Origin of the sequence: Flavobacterium flevense (assembly GCF_900142775.1) — a bacterium.
Lineage (GTDB): Bacteria > Bacteroidota > Bacteroidia > Flavobacteriales > Flavobacteriaceae > Flavobacterium > Flavobacterium flevense.
Window position 1 is genome coordinate 71,653 of the sequence record NZ_FRCC01000009.1, and the last position, 21,514, is coordinate 93,166.

The following is a 21,514-nucleotide window of genomic DNA, read 5'->3' on the forward strand; positions in this document are numbered from 1 at the left end:
AAAAAAGTTTTTATACATTATTTTAGCCAGTTCCAGCGTTTTGCCCAGTCATCTAATAGGACTTCTCTCCATTTTAAAACTGTTTTAGCACCCTGAATTTTTCCGTCATATAAGTCAGGATCTGCCTTGTCGCTGTACCAGTTATTTCCTAATGGATAATCGGTAGGATGCGTTTTCCCCGGCCATAGATTACTAACTACAATAGCTCCTTCCAATCCATTGATTTCAGCAATTTCCGAAGTAATGCGATACTGCAAATTTTCTGCTTTTTTAGGGATGTATCTGATAGTATAATCTCCATTACCCAGATAATACCCAGGCCATTTTTGGACTGTTTCCCCGTACGGAATTTCCATCCAAAAACATACAGAATCTGATGGAATTGCTGTTTCAGGTCCTTTCAAATGCAATTCAATAATGGAACAAAAGGCTACCGTATCTTGTAAGGTAGTAGTTTGATTGTAAATGGTTCTGGGACTGTAGCTGATTTTTTCAAAACTGCCACCCCAACTTTCTCTTGAAGGGATTTCAGGGTTGCCATCCATCATATAAAAAAGGGATGGAGAATCACCCATTTTAATTTCTCCGTCGTAATATTTTTTAAAATCCATTCCTAAATGACCGGCTCCTTTAATCACACGGTCATAATAATTGGAACTATTGATGGTGTCGGGTTCTGTATTATTAGAAAAGAAACCATAATAACTGGAGTTTACTTCGATAAAGAATAAATTGGGAAAATTTTTAGCGATATAAGCATAACTGTTGGCACTCCATTTTTTATTAGGACCACCTATCCAGTAAATTCTGATTTTATGTTGAATTTCCGGTGCATCATGCAAGGCTTGAGCGATATCTTCCAATCCGCCCCAGCCTAAAATCCATAACGGTTGCTCACTTTGTTTTTTAGCACATTTAATAATCCATTCCGAACCTTCGGTTGCGGTGGTATAGCCGGAAAAAGGAGCATTTCCTTTACGTCCTTGTTTGGTAACAGAACGCAAATAGTCCGGAGACGCCATGTTTTTATTATGCTTACGGAGTTTGGGCAAATCTTTTTCATAGAGATCAATCATTCTGAAGATTTCTTCTTTAATGCCTTCCCCATAAGAAGGGGAGGAAACGAGTCCTTCAAACTGAAACAAATCACTGTACATGAGCAAGTGCGCCATGGACTGATTATCGTCAGGATCTGTTCCGCCAATATCCGTACTTATTAAGATTCGGGGTTTTGAAGGAACAGGATTTTGTGCTGAAATTAGAGTATGAATTAAACAAAATAAGGCTACTAAAACTGGATTTTTCATGATTTTCAAAAAATAATTATCTAATTAAGCTTCGCTAATATAGCTTATTTTTGAATAAATAGAAAATAAAAGAAATAAATCGAAAATATTCGAAAGTGATTTTTGTTAGAGTTTCCCGCCAATTCAATTTAAAATGAAAGCTAAAGAATTGCTGTATTCCATTTATAAATAAAAACACACAGTCGCTTTATTAAAAATAAAACGACTGTGTAAAGTTTAAAAACGGTGATAATTTCGATTATCACTTCACTATCTGATAGGTTTTGCCTTTGGATGTTTTAAATGAAATATGGTAACCGTTGTCTGTTTTTTTCGAAACAATATCAGTGTTTTTAAGTTTCACCGGAACATTTGTAATAATGATACATTCGACACCATTTAATGATTTTACAGATGCTGTATCCAGTTGTTGGTTATTCCAATTCATGTCTATTTCAAATCCTCCTCTGGCAATAAGTCCTTTTATATGCCCTTCGCTCCAGGCTTTTGGCAATGCAGGAAGTAAATGAATGTAAGCGGATTGACTTTGCAAAAGCATTTCGGCCATACCCGCAGTTCCTGCAAAATTTCCATCAATTTGAAACGGAGGATGTGCGTCAAAAAAGTTAGGATACGTACCTCCGGCACCTGTATTTTTCTTTAAAGGATCAACATAGTTTAATAATTGTCTGATCAAAGAGTAGGCGTGGTCGCCATCCTGTAATCTCGCCCACCAGTTAATTTTCCATCCTTTGCTCCATCCTGTTCCTTCGTCTCCACGAACTTCAAGCGATTTTTTGGCAGCGTTAAAAAAATCAGTTGTTAATGGAGTTATTTCTCTTCCGGGATGTAAACCAAAGAGGTGAGAGGCATGACGGTGGTGGATATCTGTTTCTTCAAAATCCTTATACCATTCCATTAAAGTACCGTTTTTACCAATTTGCAACGGATACAGTTTTGCTCGTTTTGCAATTAAAGTTTCTCTAAAAGCTTTATCGGTATCTAATATTTCGGATGCTTCAATTAAATTATCGAATAAATCTCTAATAATTGACATATCCATCGTAGTAGCAACAGATACAGATTGTTCTTGGCCTTTGATGTCTTTAAATTTATTTTCAGGAGAAGTAGAAGGAGCAGTAACCAGATAACCATTTTTGTCTTCGACTAACCAGTCCAAAGAAAATAAAGCAGCTTCTTTCATCACCGGATAGGCTTTTTCGGCCAGGAATTTTTTATCTCCGGTAAATCTATAATGCTCATAAAGATGTTGTGTAAGCCAGTTTCCGCCCATCCACCAGTTAGCCCAAACCGGGTCACCGTCACCTTTGTCACCCACAGGATTACTCAATGCCCAAAGATCAGAATTGTGATGAGCAACCCAGCCATTGGCACCATAAAATTCACGAGCTGTTACTTTTCCGGTTTTTGCCAGACTTTGAATCCAGTCTAAAAGCGGCTGATGCATTTCAGAAAGATTGGTTACTTCTGCCGGCCAGTAATTCATCTGGGTATTGATATTGATGGTATAATTAGAACTCCATGGCGCACGAAGTATTTGGTTCCAAATTCCCTGTAAATTAGCCGGAGGTCCGCCCGGACGGGAAGAGGAAATAAGCAGGTATCTTCCGTACTGAAAATATAAAGTTTCTAATTCAGGATCATAAGCGCCATTAGAATACGCTTTTAATCGTTCGTTTGAAGGCAATTTTGTTGTAGTTGGATTATTTTCGGTGTTCTTTACTGTAAAAGAAACGCGGTCAAAATACTGTTTAAAATCAGCAAGATGTCTTTTGTATAATTGGGCAAATGATTTTTTTGCAGCTTTATTAATCAGGTCTGATGCAATTTTGTTTTCATCTTTTCCGTCTTTATCCGGACATTTATCAAATCCGTTGTAACTGGTCGCTGCAGTAATATAGAGAACAACTTCGCTGGCATTTTTAATTTTAATTTCCGAATCAGTTGTCGTCACAGTCCCACCTGAGTTTACTGCTTTAACACGGTATTGGTAACGCATGCCATCGCATCCCGTAGGATCTTCGTATATTACAGGCTCTCTTCCGTTTACGTTGTAATAGGAAGGATCTACGTTAGCCGGTGCTTTTCCGCTAATAATAAGTTCGTTATTTTCTTTAGTCGAGGTATTGTACTTTAATTGACTTTTAGCCGAAATACTAAAAGTAAGTGCTGCTTTTTGGTTAGCCGAAATTCGAACCAACATTACATTGTCCGGTGCAGAAGTAAAAATTTCACGGGTATATTCAACACCATTAATCGTGAATTTTGTAGTTGCGATTGCATTTTGAATATCCAGATCCCGATAGTAAGCAGTAGGTTTTGCATTATTGAAATCCTGTTTGATAACAATATCGCCTAAAGGCAAATAGGACTGCGAATACAATCCCTGCATCTTTCTGGTCAATTGATTGGCTTTGCTGAAATCCTCCTCTTTTAGTAAAGCTTCTCTAATTTTTGGCAAATAGTCCTTAGATTCCGGATTAACATTGGTTTCTACCGGACCACCGCTCCATAGCGTACTTTCGTTAAGTTGTAAAAGTTCTTCTTCAACGCCACCAAATATCATGGCGCCAATTTTTCCGTTTCCTACGGGCAGTGCTTCCACCCATTTTTCGGAAGGTTTGTCATACCATAATTTTAAATCCTGGGCTTGGGAAAAATTAGTAAACAGGATTTGTACAGCTATAAAAGAAACAATTCTCAGCTGATTTGCATTTGTTTTGTAAAAAAGAGGCATAGATGGACAGGGTTTTAATAGTGTAAGTTGAATAGTTTTTAGAATTTTATTTTGAGTTTCTAAAAATAACTAAAACTTAGAACTTTACAGCAAGTTGGAGTGGAATTTTATAATATTTGAATTTTGATAATCCTATTACAAATCAAATCGTTTGGGATCTTGCCTTGTATCCCAAACAGAAAGAATTATAATGTGAGTTTCGTTTATTTCATAGAAGATATAATAATTCTCTATCAATAATCCCCGAATGTTTATTGAATTGGTTTTTTTACCAATATTAGGCTGTTGAAGTATTATTTTTAATTCGGTTTGAATGAGCCTGTTTAGTTTTAAAGAATAGGATTTACTTTTATTTCTAAAATTAAAATATTCGAAAATAGCTTTTAATTGAACTTTGGCAGAAGTTGTCCAGACGATTCTTCTCGCAGCCATTTTTCCATTTCTTCATTTACGGAATCATTGTCAATATAATGTCCTTCGGAATATTCTTTTTGAGAATTTTGAATTTCTTTTTTTTGTTGTTCTGTAAGCATTATGATGGTTTGCAAATCAGGATTGTTTTCCATACTTTTTACTTTACTATCTAAAATAGTGTTTATTGCAGATAAAAAAGCTTCATCATCAATTCCGGCAATTTTTGAAATCACTATATTTTTTAATTCAATGGTGCTCATAAGAAAAGAGTTTATGTAAATTTAAACAAAAGAGCAATGTAAATCATAAAAACAAGCTGTTTTCTACTTTATGTTTCATGGACACGGGAAGATTTTTTGTTGATTTTTTTCAATTTATTATAACTAAATGAAAAAAATTAAAAAAGAGGCTTTTCTATTTCAAATTTCCAATCTTGCTGTTGGTTTTCGGTAAGGAACGACCAAGCCAGAATGCGGCTGATTTTTTGCCCTTGTGCCATATCGATGGTTTTTATTTGGGCAGCGTTGACCTTATTTAAGGTTTTGTATAAACTTTTCAGGTGGGACTGTTTAGAAACAAGTGTTGTAAACCACAGGCATTGCATGGGGTAACGGGCGCTTTCAAAAATCATTTGAGTAATGAAACCCAGTTCGCCGCCTTCGCACCACAATTCAGTGTTTTGTCCGCCAAAATTCAAAACGGCTTTGGTACTTTTTTTATCTTCTAAATTATTTACTTTTCGCAAGCTTCCTTTGCCGGCTTCTTCGGCTGATCTGTGAAAAGGAGGATTACAAATTGTGAAAGCAAATTTATCTTCGGGTGTGATGATGTTCTTAAAAATAAAACGGGATTCTAATTGTTGTTGCAAGCTAATAACATCAATCAGTTTAGGATTGGCTTCAATTATGGTACTGCAATTGTTCAGCGCGTTTTCGTCAATGTCAGTTCCTACAAAGCTCCAGTCATAGACTGCATTCCCGATTATGGGATAAATACAATTGGCACCCACACCAATATCTAAGCCTTCGACTTCATTTCCTGTTGGTATGATTCCGTTATTGCTTTCAGCTAGTAAATCGGCTATGTAATGAATGTAATCGGCTCTTCCGGGAATAGGAGGGCAAAGGTAATCCTGAGGGATATCCCAGTTTTTAATCTTATAATAAGTATGTAATAAAGCTTTGTTTAATGCTCTTACCGCTTTTGGATTGCTAAAATCAATAGTTTCTCCCGGAGTATCGGGATGGTGTTCATTGTGGTGAACAAAAGATTTTAGTTCAGGACAATTTTCAATCAACAACCTAAAATCATAGCGTGATCGATGCTGGTTTCTGGAATGTAAATTGATTTTCTCCGTAATTGCTTTAGACATCTTATTTTTTAATTTCGCTGCAAAGGTACGAAATTTCAAGTTTGTTTTAGCTTTCCAAAGTGTTATTTTAGAATGAATTAGTGGTTAATTTTTTGTAATTTTTTTGGAACACCAATTTAGGAAATGGTACTGATTTTCTAAATTTATCTAATCCGTGTTTTCTTTTTATTAATCCATGCATTCCATTAACAGCAAATCGCCTTCCTGATGTTCTATAACTACCAGACCGTCTTGTGCTACATAATTGCTGCTTCCGGTGCGATAGCCTATAGTGAGGCTGTCATTTTGTAAGGGATAAAATAGATTTTCAGAACGGATTCCGCTTACATGACCTATCGGAATTAACGATATTGGGGTTTTTGCCGTATACCATTTTTCGAATTTTCTGGGTAATAAAAACACTTTAGAATGATCGTCTAAAATGACAATCTTTAATTTATCCCGATAACGAACAATATTAGTCAAATTAGTAATAGTATGATCGGTGCGTTTTCCAGTTGCCCAAACGACATTGACTGCGGGAATTTTTCTTTCGAATAAATAATCAAAAGCTTTCTCTAAATCGGTTTTATTCTGATCCGGTGTATGCACAATTTCCAGCGGATATTGTTTTTCTTTGTAATATTCAGGATCAAAACCACGATCAAAATCACCCAGTAATACATCGACTTTGATATCAAGCTCCATTACCCGCTCGATGGCCGAATCCAGTACAATAACCAGCGGTGACCATTCGAGTAACTGACCCAATAATTCAGGATTACAGGAAGCGCCATTGGCAATAATTAAAGCCGGTTCTTGATCGTCGCGAACAATATGATGTGATGACAAAGGAATGTAGATTTAGATTTCTGAGGTAGCAAATATAACTAATTTTTTTGCCACAGCTTATAAGCTTTACACCAATTAATTGGTGAAAATCTGTGTAATCAGCGGTAAAAAGGTATTTGGTGTTAGTATAACTTTATTGGCATGAATCAATTGCTTTTGGCTGTAGCCAATTGCATTTTGCTTTAGATTAAAACCTAATTACTGAATCACAAATCTGCGTAAATCAGCTTCGCCTAAGTAAAAATAACCCAAAGGATAATTTTCAGGATTCGTTATGTTTTTGATATTTCCTCTTACCGTTGCCGGAGGTGTCTGAAAAGGACCTCCCGAATTCCCTCCGATGATACCAATCAAAATATTCATATAGTTGTAATATTGTTTTGAAATACCCAAATGAGCCAATTCAATTTCATCACCTGCTTTTAAGTCGTCTTTTTGTGAACGGCTGAAAAATTCGTTCCCGTCAAAAAACTCATCTTTGTCAACGCTATAATCAACAGTAGCTTCATTAGAATAAACGTATTTATAGAGGTAATAATTTTCCTGATTGGCGGGATCAGTAAAAAAAGTTTTTATTTCAATATCTTTTCCGGTAAAACCACCTTCGTTATTTTGTTCAATCCGGGTGATAGGAGCTAAGGACTGAAATATTTCTGTTCCGCTATAGGTTTCCCCGTTATTGATAATAGTAAGTGTGTATGTTTCTCCTGTTTTAGGGATAAAATTGGTGCAGGCATATTCACCTGTATTGGGTATTTCGGTAAAGTTGAAAACGGTATTTTGACTGTTAGTTATCGAAACATTGGCACCGGTTACAATAGGAACTTCGGTATCATAATAGCCGGTGGTAGTAGTAAGTTTGATTTTTTGAGCATTACCGCTGCTGCCTTTTGCCCAAAGAACGGAAGCTTCAATAACTAATTTAGGTGCCGCGGTGTCTAATTTTAGATCCACTACTTCTTCGCAGCTGCTTAACAAACTGATTAAAACTAAAAATGGGAATATTATTTTTTTCATGATGTTTTTTAATTAGTCTTAGAATTTAAAATTATAAGTCACAGCAGGTACGATACCAAAAATCGAAGTTTTTACTGCCTCGTTTATGGCAGTATCCGTATTTTGTCTAAAAGCAATTGAAGCTGCGTTTTGACGATTGTATAAATTGTAAATACTAAAAACCCATTCGCCTTTCCAGTTTCTGTCTTTGTTTTTTGAAGGAGTTAAGGTTGCAGAAATATCGAGATGATGGTATACCGGCAAGCGGTTTCTGTTGCGCAAACCATAGCTTGGAACAAATACATCTCCATAACTGTACTTGCCATCAGGATAAGTGACAGGCTGCCCGGATTGCAGAATAAAATTAGCTCCAAAATCCCATTTTTTATTAAGCTGATAAGCAGCTGTTATGGCTACGTTATGCGTTTTATCATAAGCGGAGTTGTACCAATTGCCGTAATTAATTCCTATTTCTTCAGGAGTTCTTCCGGGAGTTTGTTGTTCTGATTTTGATAAAGTGTATGAAATCCAGCCATTCAGGCGTCCTTCATTTTTTTTCAGCATAAATTCTAAACCATAAGAACGCATTCGACCGTTAAGAATTACCTGTTCAATAGCATCATTAGCAATCAAATCGGCACCATCAATATAATCCATTCGATTTTGGATTTTTTTGTAAAAACTTTCTATTTCGACAGAATAATCGCCATTACGAATGTTTCTAAAATAACCCACTGCTACCTGATCAGCAATTTGAGGTTTGACATACGTATCACTTGGCATCCAGATGTCTAAAGGAGTAGGCGAGGAGGTATTAGAAACCAGTTGTAAATATTGTACCATCCTGTTATAGCTGGCTTTTATGGCCTGATCTTCATTCAACTGATACGAAACAGCAAATCGCGGTTCAAAGTTATCAAAGCTTTTTATGGTTTTGTTTTTACCGTAATATTTACTGCCTGTGGGTGTTGCTTTTTCATAAATCTGAAAATCAGTGTTAAAAACAACCGGATTATCATTTTCGTATAAATTGATTGTTGAATTCCCTAAACGGTAAAACATGCTGTAGCGCAATCCGTAATTGATCGAAATTTTATTAGTCAGTTTATTTTCGGCTTCTATATAAAGCGAAGGTTCAAAGGCATATTTTCGGTCTAATTGATCCGGATTTATTCCCGAATCAGCATCAGATGGTTTGATAGTTCCGGGATTGAAATTGTAATAAATAGCATTGGCACCATAACTTAGTTTAAAATTATCAGAAATATAATTTTTAAAATCATACTTAATATTGTAATTTTTAATGCCGGAATCCCAGGTGAAACCTACAAAATCCAAATCCAGTCCGTAATAATAATCACTGTAAATAAGGGAAAGATTTGAAAACAATTTATCTGAAAACAGGTGGTTCCAGCGTAAATTTAAAGTGGTATTGCCGTAAGTATTGCTGAAACTTTTATTGATGGCAAAAACATCGCGACCAAAATAACCTGATAAATAAATGTTGTTATTGTCGTTGATTTTATAACTCAGTTTGGTATTTAAATCATAAAAATAAGCGGAGTTGTCTTTTTGTTCTTCGGATAATTTTAAAAATAGATGGGCATAGGAAGCTCTTCCGCCAATTAAAAATGAGCCACGATCTTTAACAATAGGACCTTCGGCCAGAATACGGCTCGAAATCAGTCCGATTCCGCCATTCATATGAAATTCGTTGCTATTTCCTTCTTTTTGATAAATATCCAAAACCGAAGAAGCTCTACCTCCAAAACGTGCCGGAATTCCTCCTTTATACAATTTTAAATCCTTAATAGCATCAGGATTAAAGACAGAGAAAAATCCAAAAACATGTGAGGAATTATAAATTGTGGCTTCGTCGAGTAGAATCAAATTCTGATCAGCACCACCACCGCGAACATTAAACCCAGAGGCACCTTCGCCGGCATTCGTCACTCCGGGCAATAGTAAAATGGATTTGATAACATCTACTTCTCCCAGAACAACAGGCATTTTTTTAATGGCCGAAATAGAGAGTCGGTTCACGCTCATTTCCGGAGTTCGGGTATTGGCTTTACCCTGATTATCGGTAATGATAACTTCGTCCAGTAGTTCTCCGTTTTCAGTGAGTTCCCAATTCATTTTGGTACTTTGTGAGACCAAAATGTTTTTTTCGATATTTTGGTATCCAATATAACTGATGGTTATAGTATGATTTCCCTGCGGAACACTTATCGAATAAAATCCGTATTCATTAGTGGTTGTTCCTGTTTTTAAATCAGGAAAATAGATGTTGACACCAATTAAGGTTTCGTTATTTTTCAGATCAGTAATAATTCCGCTCAAGGTAAATTTTTCCTGCGAAAAAACGGCGAAACTAAGGAACAGAAAGACAAAAAGAAAACTGTTTTTTTTCGTAATCATTTTAGGATGTTTGAATTGCAAATGTCATTTATTTATAAAGAAATGTCAAACAATAACTGTTAATTTATGTTTGTTATTGTATTAAAGATTAGTGAAAATATATTTTAACATTATTAAATGAAAACACAAGTTCTTAAAACTAATGTTGCCGCAAATTTCAAGGATTTAAAAAACTTTTAAATCATGTGAAATTTACGGCAATATATTTAGTACTAGATTTTTAAATTCAGTTTATTGATTGTTTTTTAACCATTCCAAACGTCTTTTATCAGCGAGGTGAGTGATGGCGAAATTATTAAAGGAAGCTAAAAATCCGTTCCCGTCAGGGCTGGCAGCCATCATGCCAACTTGTATCGTTTTATATTCAGGAAAATAAACAATATTACTCATAGTATATTTTTTTCCATCTGTTGAATAAAAAATTTCGACAGAGTCACTTCGTCTTATTGCTTTTACCCACATTTCTTTTGGTTTTTCATTTAAAGTAACCACGCTCCATGAACTTTGATTTATTGTATGAACAGTACTAAAGTTATAAACACCATCCACATATTCAATACCCATTTTAATCCAATGATTTTCATCAATTTTAAGCATTAGTCCCATTTGATCAAAACGCGTTTTGTAATTGCCCTCTATTTGTACAATAACTTCAAATTCGCCTCCTCTTTCTGTGTATAAAAACGGTCCGTCATTAACAGTGAAGCCATAATAGGTTTTGTTCCAATAATCTGATTGAGGCGTGACCTGCATGCTTAATTTATTGTCTTTTACAGACCATTCTTTGGGTTCGTTAAACCATGTCATACTGCTTAATTGCTGCGCATTTGTTTTTGTGACCAGTATGCAGATGATACTTATAGGTAAAAAAAAGTTTTTCATATATTTTGTTTTAAGTATTTTAATGAAATTAATTACTGCAAAATTGCATTTTTTAATACCTTTCAGCAATACTGAATTATAACCATAATTTGCAAAATAAGAAATGGAGCTAAACCCTTTAAAAGATTTACATGAACGGTTTTCATTAGAAATGATGGATTCTGAAAAATACCGTGCTATAGTATTGAAGGAATGTATAGCAAAAATGGCAAATTATGTTGCTATAGATCGTTCAGTTGCTGTATTGTCTGACTTAGCTGAAAATAAAAGCCATGTTTTTGCTGGAGATTTCGGAGCATTTTTCGGTATGACTCCTAATCATTACAGTACAATTGATTCTATTTGGGAGGAAGATATATACCGTCGGATTCATCCTGAGGATCTTTTTCAAAGACATCTTTTAGAACTGGAGTTTTTTAATTTTTTAAAATCCATTGAATCCAAAGAGCAATTAAATTATGCCACTTCCTGTACTATCAGGGTATTAAACAGCAATCAGGAGTACGAATATATTTCTCACCGTAGTTTTTATTTGCAGCATAGTCTAAAAGGAGGATTATGGCTAGATGTGTGTTTGTATAATTATTCCTTTGACACGCCTCCACTGGATAATAAAATTGATGGTAAAATTAAAAATATTAAAACAGGTACACAACGATTAGTAGACACATATAACAACTGCAGCGATTTGTTGACATCACGAGAAAAAGAAATACTCATTAAAGTAGGTCAGGGATTAATTAGTAAGGAAATTGCATCCGAATTAAAAATTAGTATCAACACTGTCAATAGACACAGGCAAAATATTCTGGAAAAATTGAAAGTAGGTAACTCTATGGAAGCTGTTTGTACTGCAAAAGCGCTAAATATATTGTAATTAAATTTCGATAACCGCTACAATAGATTCTGTTTCCTGTTCCGGATTTCAAATGTGGGCCAGAACAATTGGCAGTAACGATTATCTAAAGTGTTGTAATGTTCTAAAGTTTTGAAAATCAATCATTAAAAACGTAGGAGGGAACTGCTAATCTAAATCCGATGATGTGGTATTCTTCATTTTGTTATTTGCTTAATTCTAAAACTTTCTATGTCTTTTTAAACAAAAAGTGCAATGGCTTTTTGTTTAACGATTTCTTTTTTATTAGTGTCTCTGGTTCTCATTTTCTGTAATTATCAGCAACAAAAATAGGGGTTATAAATGAATGTTCGTTTACTTATGAATTAAATTATAAAAAAATATAAATTTTATTTAATTAGAAAATGAACAGGATAGGTGGCTATTTTAAGTAATGGAAAAACTTATCTTTGATATAAAATCATATATTTTATGACTGAACTTCTCCAAAAAAATATTGCCGATCACGTTGTGCTTTCAACTACTGAAACAGAGGAATTTTGTAATTTATTTGAACAAAGATTTATTAAGAAAAAAAGTTTCTTATTACGAGAAGGAGAAGTATGCAAGTTTGAAGGTTTTGTAGTTAAAGGTCTTTTTAGGGTTTATCATATTGACAAAAATGGTTTTGAACAAATACTTTACTTTGCCATTGAAAATTGGTGGATTACTGATATAGATAGTTTTACTACAGAAACGCCATCCCAACTTTATATAGAAGCTCTTGAAGACAGCGAAGTCCTTCTAATTTCTAAAAAGGATAAAGAATTTGCTTATTCGAATTTACCAAGAATAGAAAAATTATTTCGGGTGATGACTCAAAAAACGCATGTAGCTTTACAGCGTAGAATGATCGATAATTTAAGCAAAACAGCGGAATTGCGTTATATCGAATTTTCAGAAAAATACCCACAGCTTTTTCAGCGCCTTTCCAATATTCAAATAGCGGCTTATTTAGGTATAACCAATGTTTTTTTGAGTAATATTCGAAAAAAAATTGCCTCCAAAAAATAAGATTGAATTTTATTAAACTAGTTTAATGTATTGAGACTGGCTGCTGTCGCATCTTTGCAGTGTTAATTTAAACATCGCAAAAATGAAATCAATTATTTCAACAGTATTTTTAATAACCTTAATTTTATTTAATATGGAAACCCAAGCACAAAGTTTCAAGACTATTGAAACTGAAAATTTGAAACTTCAGGTGTACAACGCATCAGAAAATAGTTTTGGCGTAGCATCAGTGATTATATCAGGAAAAACAGATGCCGTTTTGATTGATGCTCAATTTACTTTGGCGGATGCCGAAAAAGTGGCACAGGAAATTAAATCCAGTGGTAAAAAACTAACCACTATTTATGTTTCTCACGCTGATCCTGATTACTATTTTGGATTAGAAATATTCAAAAAATATTTTCCGGATGTAGTGGCGTATGCATCACCAGCTTCAGTAGAAGCAATTAAGGCTTCGGCACAAAAAAAATTAGATGTTTGGGGAGAACGATTAGGTAAAGCCATTACGTCAAATGTTGTTTTGCCTCAGGTTTTAAAAGGAAATAGCATTGAATTGGAAGGACAAAAATTAGAAATTATTGGTTTGGAAGAATTCCCAAATAAGACTTTTGTCTGGATTCCTTCCATTAAAGCAGTGGTGGGCGGCATCAATATTTTTGGAACGACTTTTAATCTATGGATGGCTGATGCTCAAACTCCGGAAGCCCGTAAAAGCTGGATTGGAGTTTTAGATAAAATCTCGGCTTTGAAGCCAGAAATTGTAATTCCGGCTCATGCCAATTCCAATTCTCCATTTGATATTACTGCCATAAATCATACTAAAAGTTATATTCAATTTTACGAAGAAGCTTTGAAAACCAATACAACATCAGAAGCTTTAATTACAGCTTTGAAAGCAAAATATCCGGCACTTACTTTTGAAACAGCTCTACAAATTGGAGCCAAAGTAAATACCGGAGAAATGAAATGGTAAAAAATCAATTTTTTACAGCCTGACAGCCCTTTTTGTATTGTCAGGCTGTTCTTTAAATAAAAAGACAATGACAAATCTTGAAATCATAAAAAGCACCTACGAGGGAAAAACTTCGGAAGAAAACGGTAAAAATCTGGCTCAATATGCTGCCGATGATATTTCCTGGACCGAAGCCAAAGGTTTTCCATACGCAGGAACTTATATAGGCTTAGAAAGTATAACCCAAAATGTTTTTAGCCGATTGGGAAGCGAATGGATTGATTATAAATTTACTCCTGAAGATTATGTTGCCAGCGATGATAAAGTAGTTGCTTACGGAACTTACTCCGGAACATACAAACTTACAGGCAAATCATTTACAACCAGAGTGGCTCACATCTGGAAATTAAAAGACAGCAAAATTATTAGTTTCGAACAATTTGTAGATAGCCAGCCTGTAATTGATGCTGTGAAATAATGTCAATTTTTTATACCTTGCATTGTTTAAATGAATCATCAGATCAATGCACGAAAAACTAATAGCTTATATCAGCCAATATTCCAATTTACCGCTTACAACAGAAGAGCAAGCTTTAATTACAGCTACTTTTCAGCCTAAAAAAATTAGAAAAAAACAATACTTTTTGCAGGAAGGTGATGTGTGTAAATATGCTGGTTTTATTGTAAAAGGAGCAATGCGTCAATACAGTGTTGATGATAAGGGTACGGAACATATTGTGCATTTGTTTATCGAAAACTATTGGGCGAATGATCGTGAAAGTTCAACGATGCTTACACCTTCTGTTTATAATATTGATGCGTGGGAAGACACCGAACTTCTTATTATTACAAGAGCTGAAATGCTGTATTTGATGGACAAAATACCTGCTATTGCACAAATGATACGATTGATGGATGAAAGAAATGCGATTGTCAATCAGCGTAGACTGAGTTCTACAATCAGCAATACCGCAGAAAAACGCTATGAAGAATTTGCTGCTCATCATCAACAGTTTATTCAAAGGTTTCCGCAACATCTTATCGCTTCTTATTTAGGGATTACCAAAGAAACACTGAGCCGAATTAGAAAACAAGGCACCAAATAAAACCCATTTTTAAGTTTTAATTTATAGAAACCGTTGATATATGTCAACGGTTTTTTTTATCATATCTCATTGTTGAAAGGCCTGCCTTTGATGCAACTTTGCCTTATCAAAATCAATAAAAATTTATAAAAATAAAACAATGAGCGATTTATCAAAAATGTCTAAAACAGTAGTTTTTCACGAAGCCGGAACTCCGGAAGTATTAAAAGTTGAACAAGTAGAAGTGGCTTATCCCGGATCACAGGAAGTAAGAATTCAGGTTAAATCTATTGGGATTAACAGAGCCGATGCTATGTACCGTCAGGGAATGTATATAGAGAATCCTGTTTTTCCTGCCCAGTTAGGTTATGAAGCAGCCGGAATTGTGGAAGCTGTAGGTTCGGAGGTTTCTAATGTAGCAGTGGGTGATGTTGTCAATGTTATACCAGGATTTTCATTGCATAATTATGCTTCTTATGGTCAATACATCAATATGCCAGCATATGCAATACACAAATATCCATCTAATTTATCTTTTGATGAAGCGGCATCTGTTTGGACAAGTTATTTAACAATGTATGGGATGGTTGTGCATTCCGGACAATTAAAAGCGGGACAATTTGTGGTTGTTAATGCTGCTTCAAGCAGTGCTGGTCTTGCTGCTATTCAAATGACTAATTATGTTGGAGGAATTGCAATTGCTTTAACTACTTCGTCAAAGAAAAAAGAGGCATTATTGAATGCAGGAGCGGCTCATGTAATTGTAACATCAGAACAAGATATTGCAACTGAAGTTTTAAAAATCACCAATAATGCAGGTGCGCATTTAATTTTAGATCCTGTAGTTGGTGCTAAATTCAGTAACCTTTTAAGCTCAGTTGCCGAAAACGGAAAAGTATTTGTCTACGGTGCATTGAGCCACGAACCAGCCAGTTTTCCAGCATTTGATGTTTTGATGAAAACGCCCACTATCAGAGGTTATTCAGCAATTGAAGTAATGGGTAATATGGAAGTTTTAATACAAGCCATAACTTTTATTGACAAAGGATTAGCTGAAGAAAAATTGAAGCCAGTTATCGATAAAGTTTTTAATATTAATGACATCGTTGCTGCTCATAACTATCTGGAATCCAATCAACAATTTGGTAAAATAGTAGTGAATGTATAATTCATGTTAGTTTTGAAATTTAAAACCTTTGATATATATCAACGGTTTTTTTTATCAAATAGCATCGTTTTAAGGCTTGTTTTCGATGCAATTTTACATCATCAAACAAATAATAAATTAATTATCTAAAAATTAGAAAAAATGAACAAAGACAAAATTATTTACTGGACCACAACCGGAATTATTACTGCTATGATGCTTTTTAGTGCATTTGGCTATTTTACAAATCCTGACATGAAAGCGGCATTCGTGCATTTAGGTTTTCCTGATTATTTCAGAATTGAACTGGGAGTTCTAAAAGTTTTAGGTGCTTTAGCCTTGATTCTTCCTATGGTTTCAGGTAAAATAAAATCATTCGCTTATTTTGGATTTGCACTGACATTTGTATCCGCTTTTATTGCTCATATTTCCAGTGCTGATCCACTGTCAGTTGCTGTTGCTCCAATTGTTTTTTTAATCCTGTTAGGAGTTTCTTATATTTTTTATAATAAAACAAATTCGTAAAAAACATGAAAAAACAAATAAGCAGTTATTCAAAAGGCCACCGGGCAGATGTTGGACCTTTATCTATTATGAGAATACTACCCAATCGATACTCAGGTAAAGTAGGCGCATTTGTATTTTTGGATTACTTGCCTCCAGTTGTAAAAGAGAAAGTACATGTGGGTGGAATGGGAGCTCATCCGCATAGAGGAATTGCTACATTAAGCTATATTTTTCAAGGACAGAATGAACATTTTGATAGTTCAGGAAACTATGCGAAGGTGCATTCTGGTGGGATGCAATGGATGAAAGCAGGTAACGGAATTATTCATGATGAGAATTTGAATTACGATACTCAAGCGGATAATAAAATTGTGCACAGCTTTCAGTTCTGGATTAATCTTCCTGCTGCAAACAAAGCAGAAATGCCGGCATATTTAGCTGTACAAGCTAATCAGGTTCCCAAAAAAACATTAGCTGATGAAAGTGGCTTTATCAAGGTATTGGTTGGGAATTATGATAATTTAAGCGCAATAATTCCAAATTATACGGAGCAGTTTCTGTACCATATTCATCTGGAACCAGGAAAACAATTCTCAATATACCTGGCAGACAAAATAGAAGTGGCCTCGTTTATATTTACCGGTAAAGTTAATTTAAATGATACTGAGTTTTCAGCTGGTGAATTTGTAGAATTTGACAGGAAAGGAGATGAGATTGAAATAAAAAACAATTCGGATACTATTGTTGATGTGCTACTTTTTGGGGGTGAAGAATATATAGAACCTATTGTGGCAGAAGGACCATTTGTAATGAATACAGCTGAAGAAATAACAATGGCTTATCAGGATTTTTATGCTGGAAAATATGGTGAGATTAAATAATTTCTTTTCTGCTAAATAAATAAAAAATAAATTAATTAATGGTATGACATCTTTGATGTTATAGATTGGTATAAAAAAAAAGACAACCCTTTCGAGTTGTCTTTTTAAGTATATAATATTCGAAAAAAATTAAGCGGTTTTTAAAGCAGCAATTTTATCTAAAATAGTATTTAAAGTTGCGCTTGGACGCATCGCTTTGCTTACTAAAGCCGGATTTGGCTGGTAGTAACCACCAATTTCTTGTGCTTTACCTTGAGCACCAATTAATTCAGCATCAATTTTAGCTTCATTTTCAGTCAATTCTTTAGTGATTGGGGTAAAGATAGCTTTTAAATCAGCATCTTTATCCTGAGCAGCAAGAGCCTGAGCCCAGTATAAAGCTAAGTAGAAGTGAGATCCACGGTTGTCAATCTGACCTACTTTACGGGCTGGAGATTTGTCATTTTGAAGGAAAGCATCATTTGCCTGATCTAAAGTTTCAGAAAGAACGATTGCTTTTTCATTATTTAAACTTTGTCCTAAATGCTCTAATGAAGCACCTAAAGCTAAAAATTCTCCTAATGAATCCCAACGTAAATAACCTTCTTGTGTAAATTGTTCTACGTGTTTAGGAGCTGATCCACCTGCACCTGTTTCGAATAATCCACCACCGTTCATTAATGGAACTATAGATAACATTTTAGCAGAAGTACCTACTTCTAAAATTGGGAATAAGTCAGTAAGGTAGTCACGTAATACGTTTCCGGTTACTGAGATAGTATCTAAACCTTTGATGATTCTTTCTAATGTGAATTGAGTTGCAGCAATTGGGTTTAAGATACGGATATCTAATCCTGTTGTGTCAAAATCTTTCAGGTAAGTATTTACTTTTTCGATTAATTGTCTGTCATGAGCTCTGTTTTCGTCTAACCAGAAAACAGCAGGAGTATCAGATAAACGCGCTCTGTTTACAGCTAGTTTTACCCAGTCCTGAATAGGAGCGTCTTTTGCCTGACACATTCTGAAAATATCATTAGCTTCAACAGCTTGTTCCATTAAAACGTTTCCGTTTACATCAACTACACGAACAACTCCGTTAGCTGACATTTGGAATGTTTTATCATGAGAACCATATTCTTCCGCTTTTTGAGCCATCAAACCTACGTTTGGAACTGATCCCATAGTTGTTGGGTCAAAAGCACCGTGTTTTTTACAGAAATCAATTGTAGCAGTATAAACTCCTGCGTAAGAACGGTCTGGAATAATTGCAATTGTATCTTGTTGTTTTCCGTCTTTGTTCCACATTTGGCCTGAAGTACGAATCATAGCTGGCATAGAAGCATCAACAATTACATCTGATGGTACATGAAGGTTAGTAATTCCTTTTTCAGAATTTACCATTGCTAAAGCCGGGCCATTTGCAATTGCTTGATCAATAGCGGCTTTTACTTCAGCTTCTTGTGCGTTTCCAGCAATTTTTGCATACACATCACCTAAACCGTTTTTAGTATTTACTCCTAATTCAGCAAATAAAGCAGCATATTTTTCGAATACATCTTTGAAATATACTTCAACGATAGCTCCAAAGATAATTGGGTCAGAAACCTTCATCATGGTAGCTTTCAGGTGAACAGAAAGTAATACTCCTTGTGCTTTTGCTTCAGCAATTGTTTTAGCAACAAAAGATTTTAAAGCATTCAGGTGCATTACAGAGCTGTCAATAATTTCACCAGCTTTCAATGGAGTGCTTGCTTTAAGAACAGTAGTTGTTCCGTCTTGTCCAACAAATTCAATTTTTACATCAGTAGCTTCAGCAACAGTTAGTGATTGCTCACTTCCGTAAAAATCACCGCTTTCCATAGAGGCAACTGCAGTTTTTGAGTCAGCAGACCAGGCTCCCATTGAATGTGGGTTTACTTTAGCGTAATTTTTTACTGCTTTAGGAGCTCTACGGTCAGAGTTTCCTTCACGCAATACAGGGTTTACAGCCGAACCTAATATTTTAGCATATTTTGCTTTTATTGCTGCATCAGCATCATTTTGCGGATCCTCAGGATAGTTAGGGACCTTGTATCCATGTGCCTGTAATTCAGCAATAGCTCCTTTTAATTGAGGAACAGATGCAGAAACGTTTGGTAATTTAATAATGTTTGCTTCTGGAGCAGTAGCTAGTTTTCCTAATTCAGCCAATGAATCTTTTACTCTTTGCTCCTCAGTTAAAAACTCAGGGAAATTAGCAAGGATACGGGCAGCAACAGAAATATCTTCTGTTTCAATTTCGATTCCTGCAGTAGCAGTAAAAGCTTCAACAATAGGTAAAAACGAATAAGTAGCTAACAAAGGTGCTTCGTCAGTTAATGTGTAAACAATCTTTGATTTTTGTGTCATTTTTTTTATTTTATAATCGTAATTCTTTAAAAAAGAATGTGAAATGTATTGTTTGCTTTGAATAAAGCGGTGCAAAGATATGTAAATCAGACTAAAATACAGTCCCGTTTGTTATAGAAATAGCGGAATTATGGGATAACTAACGACAAGGCTTTAAAATGTTATTTTTTTAAAAGAAAGTCTGTTTCTTTGATGATGATGATTGCATGCGGCTAACAGTCAAAAAAAAGTCCCGCCTCATTGTTTAACGAGGCGGGACTTTTATGGTAAAGAGATAAAAAATTATCTTCTTTTGTCTTTGATTTTTGCTTTTTTACCAGTAAGTTCTCTGAAGTAGAAAATTCTAGCTCTACGTACAGCACCTTTCTTATTGATTTCAATTTTTTGTAAAGCAGGTAAGTTGATAGGGAAGATACGCTCAACACCTACTGAACCTGACATTTTACGAATTGTAAAAGTTTCAGTACTTCCAGTACCTCTTCTTTGAATTACAACTCCTTTAAAGAACTGAGTTCTTGTTTTTTCACCCTCTTTAATTTCGTAGTAAACTGTGATTGTATCTCCAGCTCCGAATTCAGGGAAATCTTTTTTTGCAACAAATTCGCTATTAACGAAATCTACTAAATTTGCCATTTTAATTGCTAATTATGGTTTAAAATCTAACCAACATTCACGGGTATCGCCAGAGGTTAATTAAATGTGGGTGCAAAAGTAGTTATAAATTATGTAATTATAAATTATAAATTGCTTTTTTTTTCGAAGAAAAAGAAAAAAAACTATGCTGATTATGTCACTATCTTTTCTCTTGTTTTTTTATTCTATTTTCTATTCTTCCAATAAATCCGGACGACGATTTTTAGTATGCTCGTAGGCCATGTCTTCATTCCATTTGTCTATTTTGGCAAAGTTTCCGCTGGTTAAAACTTCGGGAACTTTCCATCCTTTATAGTCGGCTGGTCTGGTGTAAATAGGGCCTGATAATAAACCGTCCTGAAAACTATCCGTCAGTGCTGAGGTTTCATCACTTAAAACTCCCGGAATTAAACGGATTAAGGCATCGGATAAAACAAGAGCACCTAATTCACCTCCGCTTAATACATAATCCCCAATCGAGATTTCTTTGGTAATAAAATGATCGCGAACACGTTGATCTACTCCTTTATAATGTCCGCATAAGATGATGATATTCTCATACATGGACATGGTATTGGCCATTTTTTGGTTTAAAGTTGCTCCATCAGGGGACATATAAATAATTTCATCATATTCCCTTTGACTTTTTAAATGCGTAATGCAATCGTCAATAGGTTGTATTGTCATTACCATTCCGGCGCCACCGCCATAAGGATAATCATCCACGCTTTTTTGTCTGTTAGTGGTGTAATCTCTCAAATTATGAATATGAACTTCTACCAGACCTTTGTCTATGGCGCGTTTCATAATAGAGCCCTCAAAAGGACTGCGTAATAATTCAGGTAAAACGGTAATAATATCAATGCGCATGGTAATCTTCCAAATAGTTAGGCCGCAAAGATACAATTTGCAACTGTTTTTAGAAGTACATTCTGGAATAATGAATTAAAAAGGGTTGTCAGTGCTTTTTTAGCATAACAAATAAAAGAAATTGTAAAGTTTTAGAAATCATTTCCGGATACAATTCTTTATAACTAAATTTACTTTCCCCAAATAAAAAAATAATTAAGATA

The 21,514-nt window shown here is 34.8% G+C and carries 20 protein-coding genes; 8 read left to right on the top strand and 12 right to left on the bottom strand.

The window, feature by feature from the left end; translation table 11 throughout:
* Positions 1 to 17: 17 nt before the first annotated feature.
* The 9 genes from BUB89_RS14520 to BUB89_RS14560 form a co-directional block, all read right to left on the bottom strand.
* Positions 18 to 1,307, bottom strand: coding sequence for a nucleoside hydrolase-like domain-containing protein (locus BUB89_RS14520; RefSeq protein WP_073246264.1), 1,290 nt, complete (start codon positions 1,305 to 1,307; stop codon positions 18 to 20).
* Positions 1,308 to 1,548: 241 nt separating this feature from the next.
* Positions 1,549 to 4,044: a glycoside hydrolase family 95 protein gene (locus BUB89_RS14525; protein WP_083552821.1), complete on the bottom strand. Its 2,496-nt coding sequence runs from the start codon at positions 4,042 to 4,044 to the stop codon at positions 1,549 to 1,551.
* A 135-nt stretch (positions 4,045 to 4,179) separates the two neighbouring features.
* Complete coding sequence (locus tag BUB89_RS14530) at positions 4,180 to 4,476, bottom strand: type II toxin-antitoxin system RelE/ParE family toxin (protein ID WP_073246266.1); 297 nt, start codon at positions 4,474 to 4,476, stop codon at positions 4,180 to 4,182.
* Positions 4,428 to 4,718, bottom strand: coding sequence for a hypothetical protein (locus tag BUB89_RS14535; RefSeq protein ID WP_073246268.1), 291 nt, complete (start codon positions 4,716 to 4,718; stop codon positions 4,428 to 4,430). The genes BUB89_RS14530 and BUB89_RS14535 overlap by 49 nt, the downstream gene beginning before the upstream one ends.
* A 137-nt stretch (positions 4,719 to 4,855) precedes the next feature.
* A complete protein-coding gene (rlmF, locus tag BUB89_RS14540) occupies positions 4,856 to 5,830 on the bottom strand; it encodes a 23S rRNA (adenine(1618)-N(6))-methyltransferase RlmF (protein WP_073246270.1) in 975 nt (324 codons plus the stop codon).
* A 168-nt stretch (positions 5,831 to 5,998) separates the two neighbouring features.
* On the bottom strand, positions 5,999 to 6,661 hold the full coding sequence (locus tag BUB89_RS14545) for a thiamine diphosphokinase (protein WP_073246272.1): 663 nt from the start codon (positions 6,659 to 6,661) through the stop codon (positions 5,999 to 6,001).
* A 198-nt stretch (positions 6,662 to 6,859) separates the two neighbouring features.
* A complete protein-coding gene (locus tag BUB89_RS14550) occupies positions 6,860 to 7,678 on the bottom strand; it encodes a DUF4249 domain-containing protein (protein WP_073246274.1) in 819 nt (272 codons plus the stop codon).
* Positions 7,679 to 7,696: 18 nt separating this feature from the next.
* Entirely contained in the window at positions 7,697 to 10,078 is a 2,382-nt protein-coding gene (locus BUB89_RS14555; protein WP_073246276.1) for a TonB-dependent receptor, read from the bottom strand.
* A gap of 231 nt (positions 10,079 to 10,309) precedes the next feature.
* Positions 10,310 to 10,960 (bottom strand): DUF1349 domain-containing protein, encoded by a 651-nt coding sequence (locus tag BUB89_RS14560; RefSeq protein ID WP_073246457.1) that lies wholly within the window; start codon positions 10,958 to 10,960, stop codon positions 10,310 to 10,312.
* Between the two features lie 103 nt (positions 10,961 to 11,063).
* Here BUB89_RS14560 and BUB89_RS14565 point away from each other — a divergent pair, with 103 nt between their 5' ends.
* The 8 genes from BUB89_RS14565 to BUB89_RS14600 all read left to right on the top strand — a co-directional run bounded on the left by BUB89_RS14565 (position 11,064) and on the right by BUB89_RS14600 (position 17,441).
* Positions 11,064 to 11,837, top strand: coding sequence for a helix-turn-helix transcriptional regulator (locus tag BUB89_RS14565; protein ID WP_073246278.1), 774 nt, complete (start codon positions 11,064 to 11,066; stop codon positions 11,835 to 11,837).
* 450 nt (positions 11,838 to 12,287) lie between these two features.
* Positions 12,288 to 12,869: a Crp/Fnr family transcriptional regulator gene (locus tag BUB89_RS14570; protein WP_073246285.1), complete on the top strand. Its 582-nt coding sequence runs from the start codon at positions 12,288 to 12,290 to the stop codon at positions 12,867 to 12,869.
* An 82-nt stretch (positions 12,870 to 12,951) separates the two neighbouring features.
* Positions 12,952 to 13,842, top strand: a complete 891-nt coding sequence (locus BUB89_RS14575; RefSeq protein ID WP_073246287.1) for an MBL fold metallo-hydrolase — start codon at positions 12,952 to 12,954, stop codon at positions 13,840 to 13,842.
* 67 nt (positions 13,843 to 13,909) lie between these two features.
* The gene (locus BUB89_RS14580; RefSeq protein WP_073246289.1) at positions 13,910 to 14,299 is read left to right on the top strand and encodes a nuclear transport factor 2 family protein; all 390 of its coding nucleotides are present in this window, start codon (positions 13,910 to 13,912) and stop codon (positions 14,297 to 14,299) included.
* A 46-nt stretch (positions 14,300 to 14,345) separates the two neighbouring features.
* The gene (locus tag BUB89_RS14585; RefSeq protein WP_073246291.1) at positions 14,346 to 14,927 is read left to right on the top strand and encodes a Crp/Fnr family transcriptional regulator; all 582 of its coding nucleotides are present in this window, start codon (positions 14,346 to 14,348) and stop codon (positions 14,925 to 14,927) included.
* Between the two features lie 139 nt (positions 14,928 to 15,066).
* Positions 15,067 to 16,074 (top strand): zinc-dependent alcohol dehydrogenase family protein, encoded by a 1,008-nt coding sequence (locus tag BUB89_RS14590; RefSeq protein WP_174799725.1) that lies wholly within the window; start codon positions 15,067 to 15,069, stop codon positions 16,072 to 16,074.
* A gap of 141 nt (positions 16,075 to 16,215) precedes the next feature.
* Positions 16,216 to 16,578 (top strand): DoxX family protein, encoded by a 363-nt coding sequence (locus BUB89_RS14595; RefSeq protein WP_073246293.1) that lies wholly within the window; start codon positions 16,216 to 16,218, stop codon positions 16,576 to 16,578.
* 5 nt (positions 16,579 to 16,583) lie between these two features.
* Positions 16,584 to 17,441: a pirin family protein gene (locus BUB89_RS14600; RefSeq protein WP_073246295.1), complete on the top strand. Its 858-nt coding sequence runs from the start codon at positions 16,584 to 16,586 to the stop codon at positions 17,439 to 17,441.
* Between the two features lie 129 nt (positions 17,442 to 17,570).
* Here BUB89_RS14600 and BUB89_RS14605 read toward each other — a convergent pair whose 3' ends face one another.
* From BUB89_RS14605 to trmD, 3 genes are all read right to left on the bottom strand, one after another.
* Positions 17,571 to 19,808, bottom strand: coding sequence for an NADP-dependent isocitrate dehydrogenase (locus tag BUB89_RS14605; RefSeq protein ID WP_073246297.1), 2,238 nt, complete (start codon positions 19,806 to 19,808; stop codon positions 17,571 to 17,573).
* 282 nt (positions 19,809 to 20,090) lie between these two features.
* Complete coding sequence (gene rplS / locus BUB89_RS14610) at positions 20,091 to 20,441, bottom strand: 50S ribosomal protein L19 (protein ID WP_073246299.1); 351 nt, start codon at positions 20,439 to 20,441, stop codon at positions 20,091 to 20,093.
* 192 nt (positions 20,442 to 20,633) lie between these two features.
* The gene (gene trmD / locus BUB89_RS14615; RefSeq protein ID WP_073246301.1) at positions 20,634 to 21,311 is read right to left on the bottom strand and encodes a tRNA (guanosine(37)-N1)-methyltransferase TrmD; all 678 of its coding nucleotides are present in this window, start codon (positions 21,309 to 21,311) and stop codon (positions 20,634 to 20,636) included.
* Between the last annotated feature and the right edge of the window lie 203 nt (positions 21,312 to 21,514).

What these genes read in the sequence shown, in the direction of transcription:
- BUB89_RS14555 (WP_073246276.1), bottom strand. Translation starts at nt 10,078, where the DNA reads ATGATTACGAAAAAAAACAGTTTTCTTTTTGTCTTTCTGTTCCTTAGT.
- BUB89_RS14570 (WP_073246285.1), top strand. Translation starts at nt 12,288, where the DNA reads ATGACTGAACTTCTCCAAAAAAATATTGCCGATCACGTTGTGCTTTCA.
- BUB89_RS14595 (WP_073246293.1), top strand. Translation starts at nt 16,216, where the DNA reads ATGAACAAAGACAAAATTATTTACTGGACCACAACCGGAATTATTACT.
- BUB89_RS14600 (WP_073246295.1), top strand. Translation starts at nt 16,584, where the DNA reads ATGAAAAAACAAATAAGCAGTTATTCAAAAGGCCACCGGGCAGATGTT.
- BUB89_RS14585 (WP_073246291.1), top strand. Translation starts at nt 14,346, where the DNA reads ATGCACGAAAAACTAATAGCTTATATCAGCCAATATTCCAATTTACCG.
- BUB89_RS14605 (WP_073246297.1), bottom strand. Translation starts at nt 19,808, where the DNA reads ATGACACAAAAATCAAAGATTGTTTACACATTAACTGACGAAGCACCT.
- BUB89_RS14560 (WP_073246457.1), bottom strand. Translation starts at nt 10,960, where the DNA reads ATGAAAAACTTTTTTTTACCTATAAGTATCATCTGCATACTGGTCACA.
- rlmF (WP_073246270.1), bottom strand. Translation starts at nt 5,830, where the DNA reads ATGTCTAAAGCAATTACGGAGAAAATCAATTTACATTCCAGAAACCAG.
- BUB89_RS14575 (WP_073246287.1), top strand. Translation starts at nt 12,952, where the DNA reads ATGAAATCAATTATTTCAACAGTATTTTTAATAACCTTAATTTTATTT.
- BUB89_RS14580 (WP_073246289.1), top strand. Translation starts at nt 13,910, where the DNA reads ATGACAAATCTTGAAATCATAAAAAGCACCTACGAGGGAAAAACTTCG.
- BUB89_RS14565 (WP_073246278.1), top strand. Translation starts at nt 11,064, where the DNA reads ATGGAGCTAAACCCTTTAAAAGATTTACATGAACGGTTTTCATTAGAA.
- trmD (WP_073246301.1), bottom strand. Translation starts at nt 21,311, where the DNA reads ATGCGCATTGATATTATTACCGTTTTACCTGAATTATTACGCAGTCCT.
- BUB89_RS14590 (WP_174799725.1), top strand. Translation starts at nt 15,067, where the DNA reads ATGAGCGATTTATCAAAAATGTCTAAAACAGTAGTTTTTCACGAAGCC.
- BUB89_RS14550 (WP_073246274.1), bottom strand. Translation starts at nt 7,678, where the DNA reads ATGAAAAAAATAATATTCCCATTTTTAGTTTTAATCAGTTTGTTAAGC.
- BUB89_RS14535 (WP_073246268.1), bottom strand. Translation starts at nt 4,718, where the DNA reads ATGAGCACCATTGAATTAAAAAATATAGTGATTTCAAAAATTGCCGGA.
- rplS (WP_073246299.1), bottom strand. Translation starts at nt 20,441, where the DNA reads ATGGCAAATTTAGTAGATTTCGTTAATAGCGAATTTGTTGCAAAAAAA.
- BUB89_RS14530 (WP_073246266.1), bottom strand. Translation starts at nt 4,476, where the DNA reads ATGGCTGCGAGAAGAATCGTCTGGACAACTTCTGCCAAAGTTCAATTA.
- BUB89_RS14525 (WP_083552821.1), bottom strand. Translation starts at nt 4,044, where the DNA reads ATGCCTCTTTTTTACAAAACAAATGCAAATCAGCTGAGAATTGTTTCT.
- BUB89_RS14520 (WP_073246264.1), bottom strand. Translation starts at nt 1,307, where the DNA reads ATGAAAAATCCAGTTTTAGTAGCCTTATTTTGTTTAATTCATACTCTA.